We start from the raw sequence: 17,865 nt of genomic DNA on the forward strand, positions 1-17,865 counted from the left end.
TGTCATTTTTCTTAAACGGAGTAACACAAAATGGTAACAAAGCTTTGTTATATTCTAGACAGGCAGATGATGGTGCTGCCGGAAAATTTGAGTAATAATCTTACTCGTGCTGATGGGAGGTGAAACGATAAATAACGGAATTTATGAAAAATCCATCCTATCAGTAGAAAAAAATACGAATTAGGAGAGATCAAGTAATGAATAAAAAACAAATGGATTCTAAGAAAGCAAATAAAAATTTGTCGAAAAAAGTAGCGCCACTAGTAATGTCAACATCAATGATGGCTGCAGTCTTTTTGGCAGCTGGTGCACCTACTTCTGCAGCAGAGCTTGATACAAAGGGCGTTAATCCTGAAGTTATTGAACAAGTGAAAAATCATGGTCAAGAAGTATCTGCATTAGCTAAAAGTCTACCAGGTTCTCCTGAAAAAGGTAAACTAGTTAGCAAACTAGCTCAAGAAAATTCCGGCAAAACTAATGATGATCCAAATGATGATTCAGATGATAATATAGATGAAACAAATAATGATGGGCCACAAGAAGGTGAAATAAGTGATGATACATCAGCAGCTGAAGAAGAAGGAACAGAAGAAGAAACAGAAGCACCAGCAGCTGAAGATGGCCAAGTAGGTGATGATGAATCAGCAGCTGAAGAAGAAGGGACAGAAGAAGAAACAGAAGCACCAACAACTGAAGATGGCCAAGTAGATGATGGTACAGAAGCAGCTGAAGAAGACGTAGCAGAAGAAGAAACAGAAGCACCGATAGCTGAAGATGGCCAAGTAGAAGATGGTGCAGAAGCAGTTGAAGAAGACGAAGCAGCTGAAGAAACAGAAGCACCGATAGCTGAAGATGGCCAAGTAGAAGATGGTACAGAAGCAGTTGAAGAAGACGAAGCAGCTGAAGAAACAGAAGCACCAACAGCTGAAGATGGCCAAGTAGAAGATGGTACAGAAGCAGTTGAAGAAGACGAAGCAGCTGAAGAAACAAAAGCACCAACAACTGAAGATGGCCAAGTAGAAGATGATACAGCAGCAACTGAAGAAGATGGAACAGTTGAAGAAACAGAAGCACCAACAGCTGAAGACGGCCAAGTAGATGGTGATGCAATCGCAGCTGAAGAAGAAGGAAAAGCTGAAGAAACAGGTGCACCAACAGCTGAAGAAGGCCAAGAAGATGGTTCACAAAATCAAGAGGATGACTCTAGTACATGGGTAGATGAAACTTATCAATTTATCGGTGATGGCTATCAAAGTGTTATTGGATACTATCAAACCTTTATTGAACAAAAATTAGCTCAAACAAGTGAAAAATCTGAAAACGTTGAAGCAATTGATGTAGTATCCGATAAATCTACTGATGCTGGTGAAACAGATACAACAACTTTAGAGGCAGATACATCCCAAGATATCTCTGTTGATAACGCAAATACAGGTCTAACGAATGATACTGACGTTAATCTAGAAAGCCCAGTCGTTGTAGAAAATCAAGATCAACCTTCTGATGTAGAAACACCAGAGCAAGAAACCGTAGAATCAGTGGAAAATACAGTATCAGATCTTGAGGAACCAGTACAACCAGTAAATGAAGAAGTAAGTTTGGCTACTGAAACAGAACAAACGAGTCAAAATGAGGTAGAAAAGGAATCAGACCAAAACTCTTTAAAGGATAAACTGATTGGATACTATCAAGACCTAGCAGCTTCATTCTCTAACCTTATAAACTTCCTAAAATAAGAGGGACTCTCTAGCATAATCGATCGTAGTATAAGAGTATAGTGGCTTTGAACTAAATAATAAGAGGAAGGGGAATGAATATTCATTTCCCCCTTTTTAAGTATATTGTAAACAAGACTTCCTCAATTCATGGAATTGAAAAGAGACCCTTTTTTATGTGTGAACAACAAAGTGAAATGGCCAACCAGAAATAAGCTGGTTGACCATTCAAAAAGATTAAATTCAATTGGGGAGTCTTTTTATAACAATTTTAGACCTCTTTGCTATCTATTGAGATATCTTATCTTTGACAGATAAATAGATTCCAATAGAATGTGGAAAATAACGTAACTAATTATTTGTTTTTTGGTTTAAATGTTTTACAGCAAGTATCTGCAGAATTGATTGCTTCTTCTGTACGGTTGAAAAAGTCGAATTCCTGAGCAAACTCTGAGTCGTACTTTGACTGGGAATCAATATCTATTTTGATTTGATCAGCTCCGCAAATATTTCCTTCCGCATGAAATACACAATTTGCTACAGAACAGTTAACTTCTACAATCGGCATACGTCTACCCCCTAAAGTTGAATTTAAAATTTAGAAGAAATAACCATAAGATTCTCTCTTCAAACTTAGTATGTCCAAATTGGGTAAATAGTATGTATAAAATTATTCGCATTCTAAAAAATCATATGGTTTTCGTAGTTTTGTAAAAAAAATACATTGTTTTTAATATTAAAAGGAAAAAAATAATAAATTTTAAGATAATATTTACTAATCTTTTTTATTTTTTAAGAATTTATTTTTTTAGTATGATTCTAATTAATTAATCTAATAGATAATATTGCCAGTTAGTATTATGTTTTTTTGGGGTAAAATATAAATATGAGAAACAGTTGATAACTGAAGAAGATCTCCCTTCGTTTTTCTCATGAAATTCCATAGTAATGGAATTGGAGGCCTCACTGTTGAAGAAGTGAGGCTCTTTTTTTGTCAAAAAATTTATACTCCAAAAACGAAGAGATTATCACTAATTGAATTAGTGATAATCTCTTTTTTCTTTCTGAAAAGTAGTATGTAAAGGTTGAATCTGTTTAAATAATTTCTTTTTCCATTACAACATGTGGAATGCCTGCTTCAAAGAAGACGTCCGAAACTGTCTTATACCCTAAATGAGTATAAAATTTTTCAGCATGCGTTTGACCATGCAGCATTAATTTATTTATATTTTGTCGTCTAGCGTATTCTTCGATTCCTTGCATTATACATTTACCACTACCGCGTTTTCGCTTATCAGATAAAACACAAATACGTTCCACCTTACCTATACCGTTTACTATACGGAACCGACCAGTTCCTATCGAGTTTTCAGCATCGTATAGTAGAAAATGAACTGAATCATTTTCGAACTCATCTATTTCTTCTTCCATCGGTACATGTTGTTCATGGACAAAAACTTTTATCCGAATATCAAAAGCCGTGTCTAGTTCTTCTTTAGTTTGGACAATCTTCACTTTCAAAATTTTTCAACTCTCTTTCTTAAGCACACTTATACTCATCATATAGGAGATTGTAGCTTATGTGAAAATATTCTAGTAAAAAAAATGATTATATTTCTAATGTCTATATTATTATGATTCATGAAACTAAGTACAGGGTAAAGAATAGGAGAAGATAATAAGGAGGTAGAATAATGGATCATTTAAAAGCACTCGGTATCAAATTTGTTATGATTGCAGCGGTTCTTTTAATTATATTAACCCTGTTATTCGATGTTCCTTTCATGGATACCATTTGGACTAGTTTAATTTTAACCATTTTCGCATATGTATTGGGTGATTTTATTCTCTTTAGATTGGCTCCAAAGCGATTGCGTAATATTATGGCTACTATTACTGATTTAATCATAAGCTTCCTTGTCATTTGGTATATGTTAATTGCTCTAACAGATGCTAATGAGAATCTAGCAGTTGGTGCTATCATATCTGCAATTGTTATAGCTTTGGGAGAATTGTTTTACCATAAATACCTTGATCGAACAGTTTTCGTGGGAAAACATATATCAAAGTTGGATGAGGTTAAAATTAGATTGGGGATTATAATGTGCCCGATTGACTCTCGTGTTAAATGATGCTATATTGAAAATATTCTTATAAAAGGTGTGGTGAAGTATGTCTGAAGTAGGTATGAACTAATACTGATTTAGTTTAATAAGGCTTTTAAGAACTGGTTATATTCCAGTTTATTTAAGTATGCCTTGTTTCACAGTGTCTATGAGCATTGTGAATACCTACCTTAAAGACCGCTTCCTTTTCCATATATTCGTTTAACATACAAGTATGTTAGATCGAAAAGCATGGCGGGATTTGTCCTGCCATGCTTTTTTTTCTTTCATTGCTTGTTAGTTGATGATTAAATGCCTGGTGCAAATCACTAGGCGTGTGCCCGCAGGAGCTTTCTATCCATTTTACGAATTAACGTGAACTTGGAATGGTAGGTGAGATTCTTGCGGGCATTTTTTTATTAATGATAAGCAAGTGTTTTACTCAGAAAATTGTTCAGGCGCTGTCGCCCAAGGTCAAATGCCAATTTGCTCCTGCGCAAAGCTTGTCACAGAGGAGCGTTTCTGCAGGGGCTAGCAACTAAACGGGAGCTTTCTGTTTTTAAATTTAAGGAGGGTTACACATGAATATGATGACATATGAAAAATTACAATATGACGAATTAAAGGAAATGGTGAAATCACACTGTGTCAGTAGTTTAGGCAAGGAATTACTTGATAAGCTTCAACCAAGCACGAATATTAAGGTGGTACAAAACAGGTTAAATGAAACGACAGAGGCAAGAAAGCTATTGGATGCTGAAAGTCATCTTCCCTTAAAAGGTGTTTCCAATATAAACTTGCAAATGGAAAAGCTTGAAAAGGGAATGATTTTAAGTCCTTCTGAGTTAGTTGCTATATCTGACTTCTTGAGAGGATGTAGAACGATAAAGAAGTTTATGTTGGATAAGGAGTTTTTTGCTCCAGTTCTCCATTCTTATTCTCATTCCATGATGGAATTTAGAGATATCGAAGAAAACATTAATTATTCTATAAAAGGGAATAGAGTAGATTCGGAAGCGAGTAAAGAATTGAAACGAATTCGAAATCAAATAGATAAAGTCGAAGATAAAATTGAAGAAAGGTTAAATAAGTTTTTGAAGAGTAGTGCTAATAAAGAGTATATTCAAGAATTTTTTATAAGCAAAAAGGATGATCGTTTTACAATTCCTATAAAAGCTTCCTATAAAAATCAGGTAGCTGGTACAATCGTTGAAATGTCTTCCAAAGGATCTACGGTGTTTATTGAACCTGCTGCAATTTCAAAACTAAATGCAGAATTGGCTGTGCTTAAAGCAGAGGAGTCTATAGAGGAGTACCAAATTTTAGCGACTCTTTCAGGTAGTGTTTTAGAGGAAAATAGACAAATAAACATCAATATTGAACTGATTGGTCAGTATGACATGATTTTTGCGAAGGCGAAGTTTAGTAAAAGAATGGATGGAATCGAGCCGAGGTTAAATAATCATGGATATATTAAACTGACGAATTGTAAGCATCCGCTTTTGTCTGGAAATATTGTGCCGTTAGATTTCGAGATAGGAAAAGGTTATCGTAGCCTAATTATCACAGGGCCAAATGCTGGTGGAAAAACTGTCGTTTTGAAAACGATTGGAATATTAACATTAGCTGTCATGTCAGGATTTCATATTTCGGCCGATGAAGGTACAGAAATAGCAGTGTTTGATCATCTTTATGTAGATATTGGTGACAATCAAAGCATTGAAAACTCCCTTAGTACTTTTTCATCTCATATGAAAAATATCTCAGAGATTATGAGTGCGTCCACGAATAACACGCTACTACTTTTTGATGAAATTGGAAGTGGGACCGAACCGAATGAAGGAGCCGCACTAGCCATTGCTATCCTGGAGGAATTTTATCAAATGGGGTGTATTACAGTGGCTACCACTCATTACGGAGAAATAAAACGCTATTCGGAAATTCATAGTGACTTCATAAATGCAGCAATGCAATTTAACAGTGAAGCGTTAGAGCCGATGTATAAGCTTTTAATAGGTAAGTCAGGAGATAGTAACGCGCTTTGGATTTCAAAGAAAATGAATTTACGTGAAAAGGTACTGCAAAAAGCACAGCACTATATTGAAAATAAAAATTATGATTTAGAACGGGTAAGAGACAATAAAGTTAAAAAGCCGGTACAAATCACAACTAGGGAAGAGCACACTTATGAATTTGAAATAGGGGACAGAGTAAAAATAATGGAACAGAACGATTCGGGAATTGTGTTTGAGAAAAAGGACAATTTCAATAATGTATTAGTGTTCTATAATAATGAAATTATAAAGGTGAATACAAAAAGAATAGAGCTTGAAGTAAAAGCTACAGAGCTTTATCCAGAAGGATATGATGTCAGTACTTTATTTATAAGTTACAAAGAACGGAAATTCCAACATGACATGGAAAGAGGATCTAAAAAAGCGTTGAAGAAAGTTTCTAAAGAAATAAAGAAAGGGCAAAGTGAATGCTGATTTGTTAAGTATATATAAGTAAGATCGGGTAAATATAATAACGATTGAATTTTAAAAGGAGGTAGAAGCAATGAATGCACAACGCGCAGAAGAAATTGTTTTTTCGCCTGATATGATTAATGTAACCTATAACGGTGAAAATATTTATATTGAACATGTAGACAAACAAAATGGAAAAGCGACAATCCATTCCCTTGATGAACCAGAAAATAAACAAAGTGTTTCTGTCACAAGCTTAATGGAACAGTAACATAGTTGCACTTACGTATAAAAAAGCACCCTATGAGGGCAACTGAAAAACTCTTCGAGTTATCTCTTAGCGAGTATGTGAACGAAATCGTTCACATACTCGCTTTTTGTCTGGAACCGTTGTAACTCACAAATAATGGGGGTGCTTTTTTCCTAGCCGAAAATACGCAGGAAAATTAGTTAAAAATAGATAGATATCTATAATCTAGTAATATATAATTATCCTTGATAGGGACTTGCATTATTTAGATGTAGGTACTTATTCCGAAAAAGGCAAATTTGTCGAAAGATGAAGACGCAAAGTTTCAGACCTAACGCCTAACGGCTATGGTGGCTGAACTACCGAAGGATATGGATGAAAACTTGAAATAAAGTTCAATTCACAGTTCTTCCTTGTATTTCTATTTTTAATAGGAGAGAGGAGTTTTTTTATGTCCAATTTTAAAGGGAATTTGCAAAAAACACTGCTTGCATTTATGTTTGTTGCTTTCATTGTATTTCTTGTAGGTGTTAGTCCTTCATTTGCAGAAACGAATGATTCCACGACAACAGTAGAGGATGACTCAGAAGTGGAATCTGGAGTTACGGATGATACAAATGATACGGAAGAACCTGCATTATTACCCGGTGATTTTTTCTATTTTCTTAAATCATTGCAAGAAAGTGTTCAATTGGCTTTCACATTCGATGACATGAAAGAAGCAGAATTGCTTAGCGCATTAGCGGAAGAGCGAATTCTAGAAGCGACAGCATTATTTGAACAAGGTGATGAAGAGAAAGCAATTGAAATACTACAACTAGCGATTGACCAACAAGACGAGGCATTAGATAAGTATAAAGAAAGTGTAGAACAAGACAATCCGGATGAAGTTACTAATGAAGATGATCCTGCTGTTGAAGATGATGCAACGGGAGAAGAATCCGAAGTAGATTCGGCTTATGCTGATTTAGAAGCAAAATTCTCATCAAATCTTCTTGCTTTACAAGCAGCATTAGAAAAAGTAGAAAATACAAAAGCTAAAGAAGCACTTGCTAAAAATGTTGTAAAAGCTGAAGAAAGATTGGCTAAAAAGATAGAGAAAAAACTAGCTAAGCTTGAAAAAGAGAAAGAAGAAACTTCAGAGGAAGAAGCCACTGAATCTGAGGAACCGATAGAAGAAGTAGAATCAGATGATGCTGTTGCGGATGAAAACACAACAGATTCAAAAGAAGAAGTACCTCTAGAAGAGGAAAATGAAGTACAAAAAGAATCTACGGAACAACCAGTAACTGCTTCAGCGGTTATGGTACCTAAAGTTACAGATACTAAGACACCAGCTGCACCAAAAGTACAAGATGCATCTTCGAAAGCTGAGGAGAAAAAACAAGAGGCCGCTAAAAAAGTGGAAGAAGCAAAATTAAAAGCCGAAGAAGTAGCTAAAAAAGCTGAAGAAGAGAAAGTAAAAGCAGAAGCTAAACAAAAAGAAGCAGTAGCGAAAGTAGAAGCTAAGCAAAAAGAAGTAGCAGCGAAAGTAGAGGCTCAACAAAAAGAAGCAGCAGCAAAAGCAGAAGCTAAACAAAAGGAAGCCGCGCTTAAAGCTGAAGAAACGAAAGCAAAAGCTGAGGCTAAACAAAAAGAAGCAGCAGCGAAAGTTGAAGAAGAGGCTTCAAATGCTGCAGCAAAGAAACAAGAAGCAGAGGCTAAACAACAAGGAAATAACGACAAGGAAAAATCGAATAACGGGAAAAAAGACAAAGTGGAGTAAATCCCCTTTGTCTTTTTCTTTATTAAAAATAATATCTAAATTTTCAGTCATTATAATCTATAGTGTTACACGATGCACCTGTTCTTTTAAAATCTGTATATTTCCAAGTACGTTCTGTGAGATTTCTAATGTAGCTTCAATTGCATTAGCTTTTTCGTCAGATAATTGGTAGATAATGTCGTTAAATAGAAGTTCCATCTCATCTAGTACAGCTAAAGCAGAGACATTATATAGTCGTACATTTTCATATTTCCCAGGTTCAAAAATGGCTGTATCGATATATGGTTTAAAATTATTCAGCATTTCAGGAAGATTCGCAATCATTCTACCAAAACCTTTTCGGAGACCTTCCACAGTTACTTCCATCTCCTCAAGAGGTTCTAACGCACTTTGAACAGCTCTTCTAACTCTTTCCTCGTAATTAGTAAACAAACTAATGAGTAAGCTTACAGGGTTTCCATACAAACCGACGTTTAAAGCAGCCTTAACTGCGATAATAATTGCTGACAATGCAGTTTCTATTAAAAATAGCAATGCTTCTAAGCCCAATAGTATTGGAGTTAATATGGATATTCCGATTGCATTCATATGATTATGGGCTAGCTCCACTTGAATTTCTTTTATTTTCATTCCAACTACTACATAGGAAGAAGACTCAATCGTAAAAACTTCTGTATTTTGCACGGAATCTACGCCATCTTCTAAAGTAGAACCTGAATGAATAGAACTTGCCAAATTACGGTCTTTGTTGTGAAAAGAAATTGCTATGTCATGAACCTGAGTCTCGTAAGCATTTAATTGTTTATATACTTTATCCTTATTTTCATTGACGATGTTATAGTGAGCGTTTAGTTCCCCTACAACCGCATCTACAAAGAGGTCTTTCCCTCCTTCAAATAACTTGGGAATATCATGCTGAACAATGTTCTGTGCGTTTGCCACTAAGTTATCAACATCTACTTTTAACTGATGTAAATATGCTTTTGCAGGAGCGAAGAGGCCTTCAACATCTATATCAATCGAAAAGATAAATTCAATTATTTCTGCTGGCTTTGAGTTTAAAATGCTATTCAGAACTCTACACCTAGCCTCTGCTGAATTTAGAAGTAATATAAGCTCATCTATGCACTCTTTAATAATCATTCCTGTTTTAGCAATACCATTAAATACCGGATCGCCAGCAAGCTCTTCAAACATATATTGAAAAGTTTCCTGCAGCCTCGTAACTCGTTGATTAAATCGAGCACTTTCATCCGAGACTATGCTTACAGAATTTCCGATATAATCTCTGACATTAGTGATACGGCCTTTTACATGATCCCTGATTCCATCGGAAAGCAACAGCATATTTTCCTTGTTTATTAGAATCTTTTCAGTCTGTCCACTATACAAAGGAGAACCGGTCCATATACTAGTTACAATATGATCATCAGCTCCTACGTAAATAAATCCATGTCCAGGCTCATCTTTTATGCCTATTTCTATTTTAAAATTTCCTTCTGTATCTGCTTCTACGTAGCCAGTATGATTGGACCCTAGCATTGAGAACATTGGTATTCCATTGTTTATTCCGTATTTATTGCCTGGAATTCGATCTCCCATTCCAATAGACTCTTCTGTACCAGTTAGAAAATCATACTTACTATAGTAATTTGTAATGTTGGTATAATCTTTAGTAGGATCGACCATACCAGATGGAAGTATTGCAGGATTTAACGTCACGGCTTTTACTTGAGGATTTTCGATGGCTACAGCGTTCGTTAAAGCACCAGCAAGTGAATTTCCTGAGACAGAAGAAATGTCCCCATATTTATTGTTCATCTGCTGAAAATAAGCTTTTGCATCATGAATTTGAGCGGGGGGAACGTCGCTTAACAGCTTTGTATTAGTCCCAATCCAGTCTTTGTCAAGTTGTTCGCTCCCGACAAATACAACGGATAGCTCTTTCGTTTCAAAATTTTGAATGGTTAATGCATCTAGCCCGGAGGATGTATCGTAAAGTGTATGAATAACATAAAATTCTTTTCCATTAACTTGTAGGATATCATTAACTTCGTATTTTTGATATGCATGATAACCTGCTAGCTCCACTAAATCTCTGTCATTCGTATTCGGACGAGTTACGTTATTTATAATAGTCATAGGTTATTTTCTCCTATTCCTTCATAATTTCATTAATCGTAGTTTCCTCTATACTGTTATCTTTTGAACCATTTCCGTACTTACTATTAATTAAATTATCGTGTAATAAAAGAGTATAAGCACCCCTTGGCAAACCATCCATACTTTCGATTTCAGATACTATCTGTGAATAGGTAACTTTATCTGGTTCCACATCCTTTTCTTTCATGAATAGATTGATAGTAATTTTTACAGCTTCTGTTTCAAATTTATTTTCATCAAGGAAATTTCTGAGCTCTTCTTTACTTACATTTTGGTTTTCTAAGTACATAGAGTTAAGATGGTCGAAAACGTCAGTAAAAAAACTCATATAGTAATAGGGAGTCGAGTAACCAGAATCCGTTTTTTCTACCGCCTCTTTAGTTTTACCAACAACAGGGTATTCTTTAGTTATTTGGTTCATAAAATTATTTAAGTTGGCTATTTCCTCATCATAAGCCATTGCAAATAATCCGCCTGATAAGGCATTTTCTATTTGGCCTTCCTGTGACCACACGCTGTCTGTTTTTACTGTTTTACTTTGTAGATCTATCGGAACAACAGCAAATGTATGAAAATGTGGTTCTCCCACTGATTCTACGAATACTGAAACACCATCAACTGCACCTACAAAGTTATGGACAATTACTTCCGTTTTATATTTTTCACTGAAGAACTTTTTTACTGCTACTTCAATTTCATCACGATTTGCTTCTGCGATTTTATCCGTTTCCTCACCATTCCTCAATGCATATCCTTCACCTGTATACTCCTGAACGCTCACTAGGTTTTCAGTCTTTAAAGCAATTCCGTGACCTCCTGTTGCGGCTACTGTTTCTTTTTGAGAGCTTTTTGTATTCTCAGTATCCATGTTACATCCTCCTATTAAAACGGTTATGCCTAGTCCGAGTACTAAGGCTTTTTTGTTGCTTCGCATATAATTACCTCCTAACGTGCAAATCTTTCGCTCTAAATATCCTATTTTTACTAATTGTATAAAAAATTTTAGATAACTGAAAACATATTCCTTATATTTTATTTGAATTTTGAAAAAACAGGTGAAAGGATATGACTTGTAAATAGCTAACGAGGACTTTTGTTTTATAGTTCATTGGGACAAATATACTTATACCTTTTTGTTTCAAAATGATATTTATAAAATATTAGCCCCTGTTAGGTTAATCGATTATTAACAGGGTACAATAATTGATGAGCTTTAACTATTGTAAGGAGGAATTTGAATGGACGAGAAAATGGGTGGCATTGAAGTTGGAGAAATTCTTACAGTTCTAGATGAAGAAGACCGTGAACAAGAAATTGAAGTGATTGGTATGTTGACTATTGAAGAAAAGGAATATGCGGCAGTTGCATTTGCGGATGATGCCCAAGAAGAAACAGTCGAAGAAGTGGATGTGTTCTTTTTCCAAATTATTGATGGTGAGGAGCTAGCGGAAATAGAAACGGACGCTGAATTTGAGAAAGTATCCGCTGCATTTTTAGAAGCACAAGAAGAAGCAGAAGACTTTGATGAAGAAGATGAATAAACGGTTGTGAAGAGAGGATATACTCCTCTCTTCAGACTGTTGACAAACTCTCGCATTCTTCATTGCTCTTGAGCACAGCTCTTCGCAAACAAAATTGCTTACACTTCGTTGTAAGCTCATGAACTTAAGATCTATTCGATTCCGCCTCAGGATTATATCGAGAGGATGATGGCTATAATCCTTCGCGACAACCTGTATTATCTTGAAACCGATTGTATTTTTTCATCTCATTTATTGTTTCTTCTACTTCCATTAGGTACTGGTCGAATACCGCATTGTTACCTGATTCGGTAAAATTCTGTTTATCAATAGAATTAAGCAACGCAAGGACCCCTTTAAATTTAATGTCATCAAAACCAGGGACCTCAGATTGGCCCTCGATTTCCCCTTTTAGTATGATTTGTCTTTGTTCATTTTCCATGTGAAATATAAACTTCTGTATTTCATTTATTTCCATTAACTATCTCTCCTAAATTTTACTCATTACTTTACATAATATATCCGAAAGTAACGGTATTAACCCCCTCAATGGAGGAACAATAGGATTTATAGAAATTAAGGAGGTGACATCCATGAATGCTGATCGAGCTCAAGAAATAGCTTTTTCGAAAAGTATGTCTAATGTAACATTTAATGGAGAAAGGGTTTATATTGAACATGTGGACCGAGATAAGGATTTGGCAACCATTCATTTCATTAATGATCCAAATAAAAAGGAAAGTGTTTCAGTTACGAGCTTAGTTGAACAATAAGAAAATCACTATTGAACTGCACCAAAAAGAAGGTGCAGTTCTTTTCGTGTATATAAAGTAAAACGAAATCGGTATAAAATAGTATTTATTGTATAGTAAGAAAAGCTATGGTAAAATGAAATTCACTTTAAGAAATGGAGGTTTTCCTTTTGACAGCATCTATGAGACTAAGAAACCAAACTTTGAACCGTTAATTGAATATGGTCAAGGGCTCTGCCTAAGTGTGGAGTAAATGGGATTAGTCTGTCTCTTAAGGAAAACTTTATTTTACGTTTAACAAAAAAAGAGAGGGTGAATCTACCCTCTTTTTTTGTTGTCTAAAAATAGTAGTGTATGTAAATATTCGATTTGAGCAAAAAAGACCTTAACCATTTACTTTTCAATGCAGGAAATATATAGAAAAGGTCGTGAATAAGATGAATACGGAATATGAAAATTGGAAAAAGAATATTATTATCTTTTTAAGTAGCCAGACGATATCCCTTTTTGGTTCCTCACTGGTTCAATATGCGATTATGTGGCATATAACACTCACTACACAATCAGGAATGATGATGACACTATTTATATTATGTGGATTCATCCCTACATTTATTTTATCGCCTTTTGCTGGAGTGTGGGCAGATCGATACAATCGGAAGGTACTCATTATCTTATCAGATGGACTGATTGCTATAGCAACTCTCATAATGGCAATTGTCTTCTTAATGGGATATGAGGCTATTTGGCTATTGTTTGCCATGTCAGCTATTAGAGCGGTAGGAACAGGTATTCAAGGTCCAGCAGTAGGGGCTATTTTGCCGCAAATTGTTCCAGAGGATAAGCTGACGAAAGTAAGCGGAACTAACGGAAGTATACAGGCTATTATAATGTTCGTGTCTCCTATGGTGAGTGCGGCATTGCTTACGATGGCTACATTAGAAATCATTTTCTTTATAGATGTGGTAACTGCAGCTATAGCGATTGTAACTTTACTCGTGTTCTTAAAAATTAAGGTACATGCAAAGGCATCCGAAGCACAAACGACAAGCTATCTTAGTGATTTTAAAGCAGGTTTAACATATATTAACAACCATGCTTTTTTGAAAAAGTTCTTTTTGTTTTTCGCGTTGTTTTTTGTTTTGATGGCGCCAGCCGCATTTTTAACTCCTTTACAAGTGACTCGAAGCTTTGGTGATGATGTATGGAGATTAACTGCAATCGAAATTGCCTTTTCGGTTGGAATGATGGCAGGCGGAGGTATTATTGCTTCTTGGGGAGGTTTTGCAAACAAGGTGCATACGATGACACTTGCCAGTATTATAATGGGAATTTGTACGATTGCGCTTGGGATTATGCCAATATTTTGGGCATATTTACTCTTCATGGCGATATTCGGGGTCTCAATGCCAGTTTTCAATACACCTACGACTGTACTAATTCAAGAACGAGTTGAGGGTGATTACTTGGGTAGAATATTTGGTGTTTTTGGGATGATTGCTACTTCAATGATGCCAATAGGGATGCTCATATTCGGACCAATGGCAGATATTGTGAGAGTTGAATGGATTCTATTGGGTACGGGAGTGCTAATGTTACTACTTAGCCTATTGTTAGGAAGAGACAAAGTATTATTAAAAGCAGGTGAGCCTGTAGTTGTTCCAGAGTCTTCTGATCTAACTTCATAATTTATAAACACCTTGAGATGGTTAGATCGCCGTTTCAAGGTGTTTTTGCTAGGTTTTTTCCAAAGAGGGAGCTACTCTGAAAAATACCGATATGTATAAGAATAATATTAATGACACGCACCACGGGACTGATAACGCCAAAATTTATCTCTACGTCCCATATTAAGTTTAAACTTCAATTCTTGTATACCTTAGAGCGTAATCATTGACCATTGTATTTTGCTATGTAGGCCGTCGTCTTAGGACATCATTCACTTTAGTAATAAATATTAGTATAATTTCAACTTAGATGTAATGACTATTTAGGTTTAAAACTATCATTCGGGAAGTAGAGATATGTATGGCAAATTTTATTATTAGGCTTTAATTAATTTCCCTTTACTATCTGTAAATTTCCCAATAGCAATTATAATAAAATCAATTATTGTCCAAATTCCTAGTCCACCTAGTGTAAGCAACATTAAAATTCCTGTTCCTACTTTACCAGCATAAAACCTATGAACACCTAATGAACCTAAAAAGAAACAAAGTAGTAAAGCTGCTACAAAATTCTTTTCTGAATTCGTGTTTTCTGACATAATATATTCCTCCTTTCACCTGTAATCGAATATTACAGTAACATAGTTTAAAATATATAAATATAAGTAATATTTAACAATTAATTGTACGAGCAAGGTTTAAAGGGACCTCTATCTTTACAGATGAGATCCCTTCCCTTATAACTTAGTTTCTTTCTATTCGAATCGCTTGAATGTCTTGGCAGTCTACGATAATTGTTGAACCATTATCAGTAAAGATTGCACAGCAAGTATCCCGATCAAAGTTAATAAAAAAAACATTATTTAATCTTCGACCACCTTTTAAGAAAACATCAACCTCAGTCTGCATTCTTAATCGTCTTAATTGGTCACAAACACAACCTTCGCAGCGATTTCTATCACGATCTCTGTTGCGATCTCTGTCACGATCTCTATCACGATCACGATCTCTTTCATTTTCAGATTCTCTTAATCTTCTACATTCAGAACACATATTCAATCCCTCCCTTCTGGCATTTAAAATCTAGCCTCATTTATAAACTATGATGATCGATAAAAAGAGATTGAACAATTTGTCCTATAATAATAAAATAGTTATCTTTCTGAGTCTTAAAAAGAAAATATGATGTAGAAGAAAATCTCTCCTTTAACTAAAGGGGTAGTTTAGGTAAACAAGAAAAGATTGTATTCAAAAAAAGGGTTATTTTATATATAATTCCAGTATAAGCCCAAAAAAGTATCCAAAAGGAGAAATGAATAATGAGTCTGAATATTACGAAAGAATTTAATAAAAAGGATAAACAATACATTCATGACGAGCTTTATAAGTTTAATTTAAAACATTTTCCAGAAGATTTAGCAGGCAGATACGAAGAAATCAATTTATTTATAAAGGACGAAAACAGCATTGTCCGTGGCGGAATACTTGCTGAAGCGTGTTGGAATTGGTTAGAAATTCAAACTTTTATGATAGATGAAGATATACGAAAGTCGGGTTTTGGAACTAAATTACTTTTAGAACTTGAGAAGATAGCTTTAGAAAAAGAATGTGATTTTATAAAGGTAGATACTTTGAGTTTTCAAGCATTGGATTTCTACGAAAAGAATGGTTATCAAGTTTACGGGAGCTTAGATAATGTAGGCAGAGACTATAAACATTACTATTTAAAAAAAGACTTAAAGAAATTTTAATGTTATAGACATAATTAATTTGAGGTGTTCTTCATTCACTAACGGGGAGGTTAGTTGAATGATTTAAAAGAAGGAGTGAATATTTGTGAAAACATTTAGCATTTGGTCATTTGTTTTTATTGTTATCGGAATATTATCCTATTTAATGAATTGGATGATAGACGGATACAGTGAACCTTTTATTTTTATAGGATTCATTTTATTAATTATAGGGGCAATAATAGGTTTTATCGCCATAGCTAAAAAGGAAAAAGGTGGTACTAAATACATTCCACTTGTTACTTTTTTTGTTGTCTTATTTTTAGTCTCCCTGTATGAACCTTTTCAAATTCTTCGTGTGATTACATGGCTGAAAAATATTACATAACTAAACGTCTTTTTTATCGTTATTCTCTTTAACTAACGGGGAAGTTCACGAAGAAATTAAATGTCTATTTAGACAACCACAAAAGAGGTGGAAATATTAGAAAAATAGGAATTACCATCTTAATAGCCATTTTATACTGTTTTCCATTTGTTTATTTTTCTATTTATCAAGATTTTGCCAACCGTTCAATGCTTGGGTATTTGATAATGATTGTTGTGACTTCACTTCTTGCATTTTTCGGGAAATTCTTTAGTAATTCAATCCCTTTTATTATTGGTAATATATTATCTGTAATAACTTCCTTTTATTTCATCCATGAGATGACGGGAAACGAAAGATGGAATGGTTATTTTAAGCCGTTAACACCCTATCAATTATTAATGTTGGTTAGTTTTTTGAACTTGATTCCTCAGTTCTTCGCAATGAATTTAACAAATAAATATAAAAATAAAGTTAATGATTAATTGAATTGTGGAGTAATATCCTTAGGGTTAGAAGTAGTAACAATATTGATTAACATAGTTAATTGAAAAGAGGTTTAAGGAAAAACTGTTTATTATGATCGGTCACTTACTTTGAGTTCGGTAAAGGTTAGTAAATATTCATCAGTTTATGAGAGCATTGGTCCAAGAAGGATTACTGCTCTTTTTTGTTGAACTAAAGTGGCAGGAATGTATTTTATCTAGGGAGGGGCTATTGTGAGGAAGCCAGGCTTACAACCGCTTTTGATTTTAGTTGTATCGATACTTGTTATAAGTAGTGCTTTTTTTATGAAGAATATTGAATTGAAAAGGGAGCTAGGTGAGCAATATCAAAGAGAAATGCTTCAGGCAAGTGGCTATTTAGAGGCTTTATCGAGGATGTCATCTAAAGAGCTACAGGCATTTGGAGAATCTAATCTTTTTCTATATCAGCCTTACTTTTTATCGGATATTTCCTTTACTATTCACCATCAAGAATTGGCTAGTCTATTAAGGGAAACCAACCATCAATTGTATACGGTAAATTCTCTAAATGAGGAGGAGCTAACAGCATTACATACAGATTTACGGAAGCTAGTCTTTACAGTGAATGACTTAATCGAAGAGGTAGGAGATAAAAGAATGGATTGGTACCAATTTTATCAAAGACCATCTAAAAGTGTGATGGAGCGAATTGATGAACGTCTAGCTTTGGAGTATTAGTAGGAAGGCAAAGAGCTGTTTTGTTATTGGTTTTTACTTTTAATTAAAGACACGGTGACGAAAATGTAACATTAGTACATCAAATTGTTAGATTAATCGATGGTTTATCTGAATTCAGTTTAATATATTTAAAATTAACAGACGTTGTTCTGGAATGA

General features: G+C 34.6%; 19 protein-coding genes and 1 riboswitch. Of the genes, 12 read left to right on the forward strand and 7 right to left on the reverse strand.

Translation table 11 applies throughout. The annotated features are described in order from the left end of the window. The first annotated feature begins 197 nt into the window (after positions 1-197). Positions 198-1,736 carry a hypothetical protein gene (locus AM499_RS19675; protein WP_053591786.1) on the forward strand — a complete coding sequence of 513 codons (1,539 nt, stop codon included), beginning with the start codon at positions 198-200 and terminating at the stop codon, positions 1,734-1,736. A gap of 334 nt (positions 1,737-2,070) precedes the next feature. On the opposite strand, the gene AM499_RS19680 is transcribed toward AM499_RS19675, so the two are convergent. Together AM499_RS19680 and AM499_RS19685 are read right to left on the reverse strand one after the other, a co-directional pair. Next, on the reverse strand, positions 2,071-2,283 hold the full coding sequence (locus AM499_RS19680) for a DUF1540 domain-containing protein (protein ID WP_053591787.1): 213 nt from the start codon (positions 2,281-2,283) through the stop codon (positions 2,071-2,073). A gap of 527 nt (positions 2,284-2,810) precedes the next feature. Further along, positions 2,811-3,236 carry a GNAT family N-acetyltransferase gene (locus tag AM499_RS19685; RefSeq protein ID WP_053591788.1) on the reverse strand — a complete coding sequence of 142 codons (426 nt, stop codon included), beginning with the start codon at positions 3,234-3,236 and terminating at the stop codon, positions 2,811-2,813. A gap of 173 nt (positions 3,237-3,409) precedes the next feature. On the opposite strand from AM499_RS19685, the gene AM499_RS19690 reads away from it, so the two are divergent. From AM499_RS19690 to AM499_RS19705, 4 genes are all read left to right on the forward strand, one after another. Further along, a complete protein-coding gene (locus AM499_RS19690) occupies positions 3,410-3,847 on the forward strand; it encodes a DUF2512 family protein (protein WP_053591789.1) in 438 nt (145 codons plus the stop codon). 554 nt (positions 3,848-4,401) lie between these two features. Then, a complete protein-coding gene (locus AM499_RS19695) occupies positions 4,402-6,309 on the forward strand; it encodes an endonuclease MutS2 (protein ID WP_053591790.1) in 1,908 nt (635 codons plus the stop codon). Positions 6,310-6,379: 70 nt separating this feature from the next. Next, positions 6,380-6,559: a small acid-soluble spore protein H gene (locus AM499_RS19700; protein WP_053591791.1), complete on the forward strand. Its 180-nt coding sequence runs from the start codon at positions 6,380-6,382 to the stop codon at positions 6,557-6,559. Between the two features lie 261 nt (positions 6,560-6,820). Further along, positions 6,821-6,905, forward strand: a riboswitch (cyclic di-GMP riboswitch). A gap of 84 nt (positions 6,906-6,989) precedes the next feature. Next, positions 6,990-8,303 carry a DUF5667 domain-containing protein gene (locus AM499_RS19705; RefSeq protein ID WP_053591792.1) on the forward strand — a complete coding sequence of 438 codons (1,314 nt, stop codon included), beginning with the start codon at positions 6,990-6,992 and terminating at the stop codon, positions 8,301-8,303. 57 nt (positions 8,304-8,360) lie between these two features. Here AM499_RS19705 and AM499_RS19710 read toward each other — a convergent pair whose 3' ends face one another. Together AM499_RS19710 and AM499_RS19715 are read right to left on the reverse strand one after the other, a co-directional pair. Then, the gene (locus AM499_RS19710; RefSeq protein WP_053591793.1) at positions 8,361-10,445 is read right to left on the reverse strand and encodes an SA1320 family protein; all 2,085 of its coding nucleotides are present in this window, start codon (positions 10,443-10,445) and stop codon (positions 8,361-8,363) included. Positions 10,446-10,458: 13 nt separating this feature from the next. After that, positions 10,459-11,334 (reverse strand): DUF1672 family protein, encoded by an 876-nt coding sequence (locus tag AM499_RS19715; RefSeq protein ID WP_197275576.1) that lies wholly within the window; start codon positions 11,332-11,334, stop codon positions 10,459-10,461. Positions 11,335-11,704: 370 nt separating this feature from the next. Here AM499_RS19715 and AM499_RS19720 point away from each other — a divergent pair, with 370 nt between their 5' ends. Next, positions 11,705-12,007, forward strand: a complete 303-nt coding sequence (locus tag AM499_RS19720) for a DUF1292 domain-containing protein (RefSeq protein WP_331457270.1) — start codon at positions 11,705-11,707, stop codon at positions 12,005-12,007. Positions 12,008-12,179: 172 nt separating this feature from the next. Here AM499_RS19720 and AM499_RS19725 read toward each other — a convergent pair whose 3' ends face one another. Further along, entirely contained in the window at positions 12,180-12,464 is a 285-nt protein-coding gene (locus tag AM499_RS19725; protein ID WP_053591795.1) for a hypothetical protein, read from the reverse strand. A gap of 115 nt (positions 12,465-12,579) precedes the next feature. On the opposite strand from AM499_RS19725, the gene AM499_RS19730 reads away from it, so the two are divergent. Both AM499_RS19730 and AM499_RS19735 read left to right on the forward strand, forming a co-directional pair. After that, positions 12,580-12,759: an H-type small acid-soluble spore protein gene (locus tag AM499_RS19730; RefSeq protein WP_053591796.1), complete on the forward strand. Its 180-nt coding sequence runs from the start codon at positions 12,580-12,582 to the stop codon at positions 12,757-12,759. A 416-nt stretch (positions 12,760-13,175) separates the two neighbouring features. After that, the gene (locus AM499_RS19735) at positions 13,176-14,426 is read left to right on the forward strand and encodes an MFS transporter (RefSeq protein WP_053591797.1); all 1,251 of its coding nucleotides are present in this window, start codon (positions 13,176-13,178) and stop codon (positions 14,424-14,426) included. Between the two features lie 356 nt (positions 14,427-14,782). Here AM499_RS19735 and AM499_RS19740 read toward each other — a convergent pair whose 3' ends face one another. Next, positions 14,783-15,004: a TM2 domain-containing protein gene (locus tag AM499_RS19740; protein WP_053591798.1), complete on the reverse strand. Its 222-nt coding sequence runs from the start codon at positions 15,002-15,004 to the stop codon at positions 14,783-14,785. Positions 15,005-15,149: 145 nt separating this feature from the next. Continuing rightward, complete coding sequence (locus AM499_RS19745) at positions 15,150-15,458, reverse strand: DUF3915 family protein (protein WP_053591799.1); 309 nt, start codon at positions 15,456-15,458, stop codon at positions 15,150-15,152. Positions 15,459-15,724: 266 nt separating this feature from the next. On the opposite strand from AM499_RS19745, the gene AM499_RS19750 reads away from it, so the two are divergent. The 4 genes from AM499_RS19750 to AM499_RS19765 all read left to right on the forward strand — a co-directional run bounded on the left by AM499_RS19750 (position 15,725) and on the right by AM499_RS19765 (position 17,707). Beyond that, complete coding sequence (locus tag AM499_RS19750) at positions 15,725-16,156, forward strand: GNAT family N-acetyltransferase (protein WP_053591800.1); 432 nt, start codon at positions 15,725-15,727, stop codon at positions 16,154-16,156. 85 nt (positions 16,157-16,241) lie between these two features. Continuing rightward, positions 16,242-16,523, forward strand: coding sequence for a hypothetical protein (locus tag AM499_RS19755; protein ID WP_053591801.1), 282 nt, complete (start codon positions 16,242-16,244; stop codon positions 16,521-16,523). Positions 16,524-16,729: 206 nt separating this feature from the next. Further along, entirely contained in the window at positions 16,730-16,987 is a 258-nt protein-coding gene (locus AM499_RS19760) for a hypothetical protein (RefSeq protein WP_231687497.1), read from the forward strand. Positions 16,988-17,221: 234 nt separating this feature from the next. Further along, a complete protein-coding gene (locus AM499_RS19765) occupies positions 17,222-17,707 on the forward strand; it encodes a hypothetical protein (protein ID WP_053591803.1) in 486 nt (161 codons plus the stop codon). Positions 17,708-17,865: the final 158 nt, after the last annotated feature.

The sequence above is a fragment of the Bacillus sp. FJAT-22090 genome (assembly GCF_001278755.1).
In the GTDB taxonomy this organism is placed as follows: Bacteria; Bacillota; Bacilli; order Bacillales_A; family Planococcaceae; genus Psychrobacillus.

Excerpts from the sequence above, each read along its gene's own strand:
- AM499_RS19675 (WP_053591786.1), top strand. The coding sequence starts at position 198 with ATGAATAAAAAACAAATGGATTCTAAGAAAGCAAATAAAAATTTGTCG.
- AM499_RS19680 (WP_053591787.1), bottom strand. The coding sequence starts at position 2,283 with ATGCCGATTGTAGAAGTTAACTGTTCTGTAGCAAATTGTGTATTTCAT.
- AM499_RS19690 (WP_053591789.1), top strand. The coding sequence starts at position 3,410 with ATGGATCATTTAAAAGCACTCGGTATCAAATTTGTTATGATTGCAGCG.
- AM499_RS19695 (WP_053591790.1), top strand. The coding sequence starts at position 4,402 with ATGAATATGATGACATATGAAAAATTACAATATGACGAATTAAAGGAA.
- AM499_RS19700 (WP_053591791.1), top strand. The coding sequence starts at position 6,380 with ATGAATGCACAACGCGCAGAAGAAATTGTTTTTTCGCCTGATATGATT.
- AM499_RS19705 (WP_053591792.1), top strand. The coding sequence starts at position 6,990 with ATGTCCAATTTTAAAGGGAATTTGCAAAAAACACTGCTTGCATTTATG.
- AM499_RS19710 (WP_053591793.1), bottom strand. The coding sequence starts at position 10,445 with ATGACTATTATAAATAACGTAACTCGTCCGAATACGAATGACAGAGAT.
- AM499_RS19715 (WP_197275576.1), bottom strand. The coding sequence starts at position 11,334 with ATGGATACTGAGAATACAAAAAGCTCTCAAAAAGAAACAGTAGCCGCA.
- AM499_RS19720 (WP_331457270.1), top strand. The coding sequence starts at position 11,705 with ATGGACGAGAAAATGGGTGGCATTGAAGTTGGAGAAATTCTTACAGTT.
- AM499_RS19725 (WP_053591795.1), bottom strand. The coding sequence starts at position 12,464 with ATGGAAATAAATGAAATACAGAAGTTTATATTTCACATGGAAAATGAA.
- AM499_RS19730 (WP_053591796.1), top strand. The coding sequence starts at position 12,580 with ATGAATGCTGATCGAGCTCAAGAAATAGCTTTTTCGAAAAGTATGTCT.
- AM499_RS19735 (WP_053591797.1), top strand. The coding sequence starts at position 13,176 with ATGAATACGGAATATGAAAATTGGAAAAAGAATATTATTATCTTTTTA.
- AM499_RS19740 (WP_053591798.1), bottom strand. The coding sequence starts at position 15,004 with ATGTCAGAAAACACGAATTCAGAAAAGAATTTTGTAGCAGCTTTACTA.
- AM499_RS19745 (WP_053591799.1), bottom strand. The coding sequence starts at position 15,458 with ATGTGTTCTGAATGTAGAAGATTAAGAGAATCTGAAAATGAAAGAGAT.
- AM499_RS19750 (WP_053591800.1), top strand. The coding sequence starts at position 15,725 with ATGAGTCTGAATATTACGAAAGAATTTAATAAAAAGGATAAACAATAC.
- AM499_RS19760 (WP_231687497.1), top strand. The coding sequence starts at position 16,730 with ATGATTGTTGTGACTTCACTTCTTGCATTTTTCGGGAAATTCTTTAGT.